Here is a 1,019-nt window from a genome sequence, read left to right on the forward strand (position 1 = left end):
CCCCCGCGCCCGGTCGGACTCGACGCCATCGACTACAAGAACCGCAACGTGATCGAACGGCAGTACTGCCACCTCAAGCAGTGGCGTGGCCTCGCCACCAGGTACGACAAGCACGCCATCGTCTACCGCGCCGCCGTCATCCTCAACGCCGTCCTCGCCTGGACCAAAACATTGTCAGACACGCCCTAGGCGCCCCGAATCGGGTACGAGGCATCTCGCAGATCAAGCCGGCGGCACCCCGTGCTGTGTCACCGACACCCACGACTTCACCTGAAACGAACACGCCCCTCGCCCCCGAAGTCCGCGTTCGGATTGATGCGATACTCCCCGGCCCGGATCAGCGGCTCCGTCCCCAGCTCGCTCGCCTCCGCGGGGGGCTACTGCACGAATCTGATCTCGCACCCGCGCTCGAAGCGGCAGTGAGAGAGATCGTCCGCAAGGACACGCGAGCTCGGCGAGTAATTGAGAGCGACGTTGTCTCACGTATCGTCCGTCGTCCGATTGGTGAGCGGCTTCTCGACGACCGACTCTAATCGGCGCGAATACTCCCGCAGAGACGTGCTTTACCTTTCCCACAAGCGGGTGACGTCAGGTCTCGCCGCGGAACGTGACCAGGTCCGTCAGCTCAAGCGGGCGCAGCTCTCGCGGGCGGCCCTCAGATCGATATGACGATCACCGTTACACGCGACATCAGGTGTTTGCGGGGGCCGCGTCATGATTCGATCTCACGATGGTCATGTTCTGTGTGCCGGCCTACGTCCGGTCCTAGATGAACTGGCCCCCACCCTGCCCGGAGCGGTTCGGAAGTGGAGTTCGATACAAGCGGTGGGCCGAGCACGGTACCTGGAAAGAGGCTGGAGGCCTGCGCTCGGGAAGGGGAGGGGGAGACGCAGGCCTCCAGCTGGCCCACAATCCTTCTGGGAAAGAGAAAGGCTGTGGGAGCTATCGGGTAGGCAGGACGGAGCCGACCTGTTTACGCGGTGAAGGGTGAAGGGTGCTGTGACTTCGCCTTCACGACG

1 pseudogene is annotated in these 1,019 nt (G+C 63.6%); it reads left to right on the plus strand.

The features are described 5' to 3' along the window. Positions 1 to 189, plus strand: a pseudogene (locus ACNPM4_RS06835) (IS5/IS1182 family transposase); the annotation flags it as partial. Between the last annotated feature and the right edge of the window lie 830 nt (positions 190 to 1,019).

Source organism: Microbacterium umsixpiens (genome assembly GCF_053543675.1).